The organism is Burkholderia sp. Ac-20392 (assembly GCF_017104585.1).
Taxonomy (GTDB): domain Bacteria; phylum Pseudomonadota; class Gammaproteobacteria; order Burkholderiales; family Burkholderiaceae; genus Burkholderia; species Burkholderia lata.
The window spans coordinates 1-5,963 of the sequence record NZ_JAAGPB010000507.1; the positions used below are offsets into that span (position 1 = coordinate 1).

The following is a 5,963-nucleotide window of genomic DNA, read 5'->3' on the forward strand; positions in this document are numbered from 1 at the left end:
GTCAGGTCGGTTCGAAATCATGCGAAACGGGAATTAACGACGCAAGGTTGTCGGCGGCTTACCAGCTCAGCTCGATACCGTCGTACTGGAAGAAACGGCCGTTTGCCTGCGACACGTCCGCGCCGGACTCGGCGATCACGCGGCGCATGCCGGTCACGCTGGTTTCCGGGTCGATCGCGGCCTGCGCGCCGCCCATGTCGGTGCGCACCCAGCCGGGATGGAGCGAGATGCAGGCGGCGTGGCGCGTCTGCAGCGACGCGATGCGCAGCGCGTCGTTCAGCGCGGCCTTGCTCGCGCGGTACAGCCAGCCGGTCGTGCCGGTCGCCTCGGCGATGCTGCCCATCCGGCTCGACACGACGGCCAGCACGCCGCGCGCGTCCTCGACCAGCGGCAGCACGATCGGCAGCAACTGCATCGGCCCGCGCACGTTCGTATGCATCACCGCGTCGAAATCCTCGGCGGTGACCGTCTCGACGCCCTCGGTGCGCGGCCCGTACACACCCGACACCAGCACGGCTGCATCGAGCCGCTCGCCGTCGAGCTTCCAGCCGAGCGCCGCGATCTGCTCGGGCTGCGTGATGTCGAGCGCATGCGCTTGCGCGCCGAGCGTGCGCAGCGCGTCGAGCGACGCGTCGTCGCGCGCGGTGGCGATCACGTTCCAGCCGTCGCGCCGGTATTGGCGGACGAATTCACGGCCGAGGCCGCGCGATGCACCGACGATCAATGCGGTTTTCATGCTCGTCGCTCCTTTGCTTGGCGCCGCCGTGGCGGCAGCGCCGGGATCAGATTCGTTCGATGGGTGGCACGACTGTACGCCTGCGCAGTGACCGCCGCGCAGGCGGGGGCGTTACTTCGCGTCGTCGCACGGCTTCAGCGTGGCGGCGACAGCCTGCGCGACGCCCTCGAGCCGTGCGGCGTCTGCCGCGATCATGTCGTTGTCCGGTGCATGCTCGCCGCCGGCGATGAGCGCGGCCACGCAACGCGTGTAGGTCTCGTCGAGTGCTTCGAAGCTCGACACGGCCATCCCGAGGTTGCGCATCCGGCCGTCGTGCACGCCGTACACGAGCCCGTGCACGGTGAGCGACTGGCCGCGCGCCCACGCGTCGTTGACGATCGTCGTGCGGCACACGTTGACGACCTGCTCGATCGCGTTCAGCTCGATCAGGCGGCGATAGCGCGCTTCGCCCACCGGCCATGCGTCGAGCAGCGCCGAGTGGCGTTCGCGCACGTCCTGCACGTGATGCAGCCAGTTGTCGGCGAGGCCGACGCGGCGGTTGAGCAGCGCGGCGTTCACGCCCGAGCAGCCGTAGTGGCCGACGACCATGATGTGCTTCACGCGCAGGATGTCGACCGCGAACTGGATCACCGACAGGCAGTTCAGGTCGCTGTGCACGACCACGTTCGCGATATTGCGGTGGACGAACACTTCACCCGGCGGCAGGCCGATGATCTCGTTCGCGGGCACGCGCGAATCCGAGCAGCCGATCCACAGATACTCCGGCGCCTGCTGGTCGGCCAGACGCGCGAAGAATTGCGGGTCGTCTTCGAGCTTGTGCTTGACCCAGGCGTCGTTGTTGTCGAACAGGTGTGAAAGCGGATTGTCTTGGGTGTTCATCGGTGTGGCTTCCGTTGGCGGAAATCGGGTCGCAATCGGTGCGGTGTAGCGGGCGTCAGGCGGCGCGCTGTGCGTCGCCCGCGCCATCGTTCTGGTCCGTCGCGCCGAAGCGCGCGGGGTAGCGCATGCGGAAGCGCAGCGCGGTGTCGTACGGGTAAAAGTCGGGCAATTCGCCCTGGATCAGCTTGTCCTTGCTGGCCTGCCACAGCGCGGGATCGAAAAAGTCCGCGTGATGCTTCATGAAGACGTCGCGCACGCGCGGGTCGCCGAGCAGGAACGGTCCGTAGGTCTCCGGAAAGATGTCGTGCGGGCCGACGGTATACCACGGTTCGCCGGACAGCTCGTCTTCCTCGTTGCGCGGCGGCGGCACGCGGCGCACGTTGCAATCGGTCAGGTACTCGATCTCGTCGTAGTCGTAGAACACCACGCGGCCGTGGCGCGTGACGCCGAAGTTCTTGTACAGCATGTCGCCGGGGAAGATGTTCGCCTTCATCAGCTCCTTCACCGCGTTGCCGTACTCCTTCACGCCGTGCTCGACGTCGCTATCGGAGCCGTTCTGCAGATAAAGGTTGAGCGGCGTCATCCGGCGCTCGATGTACAGGTGCTCGATCACGAGATTGCCGTCCTCGTATTCGAGCAGCGACGGCACTTCCTTTTCCAGCTCGCGCACGAGCGCGTGGTCGAGCCGCGCGATCGGCAGCGCGACGCTCGAATATTCGAGCGTGTCGGCCATCCGCCCGAGGCGGTCGTGGCGCTTCACGAGCTGGTACTTCTCCATGATCTGCGCGCGCGTCGTTTCCTTCGGCGGCGGGAAGTGATCCTTGATGATCTTGAACACGTACGGGAACGACGGCAGCGTGAACACGAGCATCACGAGGCCCTTGATCCCGGGCGCGATGATGAAGCGGTCGCTCGAATGCGACAGATGGTGCAGCAGGTCGCGATAGAACAGGTTCTTGCCCTGCTTCTGCAGGCCGACCGACGTGTAGATCTCCGCCTTCGGCTTGCCGGGCATGATCGTGCACAGGAAGTCGACGTACGCGGACGGCACGCCCATGTCGACGAGGAAATACGAGTGCGAGAAGCCGAAGATGATCATCAGCTGGTCGCGGCGCAGCAGCACGGTGTCGAGCGAGAGCACGCCCGGGCGCACGTGGCGGATCGGCACCGCGAACGGCAGCACGCGGTCGGCGTTGATGATGCGGCCGACGATGTACGCGCTCTTGTTGCGGAAGAACAGCGACGACAACACGTGGATCTGGAAATTCGGCGCTTCGTCGAAGTGGCCGAATTCGTCGTGGATCGCCTGCATCACACACGCGATGTCGCGCGGCAGATCGTCGAATTCCGGCTCGAGCTGGAAGTTCGTGACGATCCGCTCGAGCGTGGTCGCGAGCCCGTCGGTGCCCGGATAGTACGCGCGGTAGGTCGGCTTCGCGGCCGGCTCGTCGTTCTCCAGATACTCGGTCGAGATCGCCGGGCGCACGAAGATGAAATCGTTGCTGAAGTACGAGCGGTGCAGGATCTTGCAGCACACCGAATTGAAGAAGGTCTCCGCGCACTCGGGCTGGCGGTGCGACGTGAGCAGGCCGATGTAGTGCAGCTTGATCTGCTGCCACACTTCGTCGTCGATGTTTTCCGCGTCGTATTCGTCTTCCAGCACCTCGACGCATTCCTTCACGCGATCGTCATACGACGTGATCCGCTCGCGCGCGAGCCGCTGCAGCCCGTGCCAGTCGCCATGCTCGTACAGCGTCTTCGCCTCGACGGCCGCGTCGCGGAAGATCCGGTAGTGGCGGTCGAAGTTTTCGAGCATCGTCTGCGCGACGTCGAAACCGATCTGCGAAGACAGCAGTTTGGGGAAGTGATTCATCGCGTGCAGGCTCGTTCGGGAGGGGCTGTAAGCACTCGCCATTTTAGCGCCCAAGCGGGCGGTTCAAGGGCTTCGCGGCGATGCGCGGCCGGCCGGCAAGCGGCGGGTTATCCACCGTTGGAGGCCGTTCGGGGCATCTTCGCGTAAAGATACGGGTACGGAACCGATTCTGGCACGAACTTTTTTTGACGGGGTGCTGGCCGCCGGGCACGCGTTCCCCGGGACGGCGATAGAATCGACGGAACGCCCGCCACGGCCTGCCGCCGGCGCGCATTCGCACCGATAACGACGAGACGCCCCACCGATGAACGCACTGGAACACCAACTCGACTATCCCTTCGCCGACACGCTGCCCGCCGCGGGCGACACGTTCGAGGTCGCGCCCGGCGTGCGCTGGCTGCGCATGCCGCTGCCGTTCTCGCTCGATCACATCAACCTCTGGCTGCTGCGCGACGAGATCGACGGGCAGGCCGGCTGGACGATCGTCGATTGCGGGATCTCGTCGGATGCGATCCGCACGCACTGGGAGCAGATCTTCGACACGCATCTCGACGGCCTGCCCGTGCTGCGCGTGCTCGTCACGCACTGCCACCCCGATCACTTCGGCCTCGCGAACTGGCTGTGCGAAGGCGGCGACAAGGGCCGCTGGAACGTGCGGCTGTGGATGACGCTCGGCGAGTACATGTTCGGCTGCCTGATGGCGGCCGGCAACGGCTCGAACGCGGGCGGCGCGGCCGCCGCCGATCACTTCGCGCGCCACGGGCTCACCGATCCGGCCGCGCTCGACAAGCTGCGCAACCGCCGCAGCTACTACGCGGATCTCGTGCCGGCCGTGCCGCCGCGCTACCGGCGCCTGCGTGAAGGCGACGCGGTGACGATCGGCGCGCGCACCTGGCGCGTCGTGACGGGCTTCGGCCATTCGCCTGAACATTGCGCGCTGCACAGCGAAGCGGACGGCGTGCTGATCTCCGGCGACATGGTGCTGCCGCGCATCTCGACGAACGTGTCCGTGTTCGACCTCGAACCGGAAGCGAACCCGCTCGCGCTGTACCTGCAGTCGCTCGGCCGCTACGAGACGATGGCGCCCGATACGCTGGTGCTGCCGTCGCACGGCAAGCCGTTCCGCGGCGTGCGCACGCGCATCACGCAACTGCGCGAACACCACGACGCGCGCCTGGCCGAAGTGCGCGTCGCGTGCGCGGAAAAGCCGATGAGCGCGGCCGACATCGTGCCGATCATGTTCCGCCGCCGCGAGCTCGACATCCACCAGATGACGTTCGCGCTCGGCGAGGCGCTCGCGCACCTGAACCTGCTGTGGCTCGCGGGCGAACTCGTTCGCGAGCAGGGCGACGACGGCGTGCTGCGGTTCCGTACCGCCGGCTGATACAGCGGCGTCCTCCTCATGCGACGGGTTCGTAGCGCCACCCGTCGCGATGCCATTGCATCGTGTGCGTCGGGTCGAGCGCCGCGAGAAACGCGGTGTCGTGCGACGCGACCACGATCGCACCGGGGAAGCCGGCCAGTGCGGCTTCGATCGCACGCACCGATTCGAGATCGAGGTGATTGGTCGGCTCGTCGAGCAACAGCAGTTGCGCGGGCGTGCCGCGCCACAACGCGCACGCGAGCGCGGCCTTCAGCCGTTCGCCGCCGCTCAGTTGCCGTGCCGGCTGCGTCGCGCGCACCGCATCGAGCTGCAGCAGCGCGAGCCGGCTGCGCAGGTCGCCTTCGGCGAGCGGCGTATCGAGCAGCCCCAGTTGCTCGACGATCGAACGATCGGAATCGAGTAGCACAAGCCGCTGGTCGAGATACGCGGCGCTCACGTGCGTCGTGCAGGCGCCTGAACGGGGCGAAAGCTCGCCCGCGAGCATGCGCAGCAACGTCGATTTGCCGCAGCCGTTCGGGCCGGTCAAAGCGATGCGCACCGGGCCGCTGGCCGACCATGTGATCGCGTCGGCATCGCCGGCGATGCGCCACGGCGGTTGCGCGCGGTCGAGCGTGAACAGCTGGCGGCGCGCGCTGACCTCGGTGCCCGGCAGCGACACGAGCACGGGCGTATCGGCTTCGACGCGCGCGGCCGCTTCCTGCACGCGTTCGTCGAGCGTCGCCTTGAATTCATTCTGGTGGCGCCGCACCGTACCCATGATGTTGCGCGCCGCGCCCTTGCGGCTCTGTTTTGCCCCCGACGACAGGTTGGCCGTCTTCGCCTCGCGCAGCGACGCGGCCGCGTGGCGCTGGATCGTGTCGTGTTCCTGTTCCAGCCTGCGCCTGACGCGTCCGCGTTCGGCACGCGCGTTGTCGAGCGCAGACTGCGCGGCATCCTGTTCCGCGTCGCGGTGCGCGCGGTAGAGCGCGTAGTTGCCGCCGTACGAGCGCACGCCTTGCGGCGTCAGCTCGACGATGCGCTGCACGTCGGCGAGCAGCGCACGGTCGTGGCTCACGATGACGACGCCGCCGCGCCAGCCGTCGAGCGCCGCG

At 67.2% G+C, this 5,963-nt stretch carries 5 protein-coding genes; 1 reads left to right on the forward strand and 4 read right to left on the reverse strand.

What is annotated here, in order from left to right:
• Positions 1–58 precede the first annotated feature (58 nt).
• The 3 genes from G3N99_RS33285 to aceK all read right to left on the reverse strand — a co-directional run bounded on the left by G3N99_RS33285 (position 59) and on the right by aceK (position 3,488).
• The gene (locus G3N99_RS33285; RefSeq protein ID WP_174937691.1) at positions 59–736 is read right to left on the reverse strand and encodes an SDR family oxidoreductase; all 678 of its coding nucleotides are present in this window, start codon (positions 734–736) and stop codon (positions 59–61) included.
• Between the two features lie 111 nt (positions 737–847).
• A complete protein-coding gene (gene can / locus G3N99_RS33290; protein WP_206124495.1) occupies positions 848–1,615 on the reverse strand; it encodes a carbonate dehydratase in 768 nt (255 codons plus the stop codon).
• A 55-nt stretch (positions 1,616–1,670) separates the two neighbouring features.
• Positions 1,671–3,488, reverse strand: coding sequence for a bifunctional isocitrate dehydrogenase kinase/phosphatase (gene aceK, locus G3N99_RS33295; RefSeq protein ID WP_174943981.1), 1,818 nt, complete (start codon positions 3,486–3,488; stop codon positions 1,671–1,673).
• Between the two features lie 304 nt (positions 3,489–3,792).
• Between aceK and G3N99_RS33300 the strand changes: the two genes are divergently transcribed.
• Positions 3,793–4,872 carry an MBL fold metallo-hydrolase gene (locus G3N99_RS33300; protein ID WP_174935863.1) on the forward strand — a complete coding sequence of 360 codons (1,080 nt, stop codon included), beginning with the start codon at positions 3,793–3,795 and terminating at the stop codon, positions 4,870–4,872.
• 16 nt (positions 4,873–4,888) lie between these two features.
• Here G3N99_RS33300 and G3N99_RS33305 read toward each other — a convergent pair.
• A partial coding sequence (locus tag G3N99_RS33305) for an ATP-binding cassette domain-containing protein (protein WP_206124496.1) occupies positions 4,889–5,963 on the reverse strand: 1,075 nt, incomplete at its 5' end.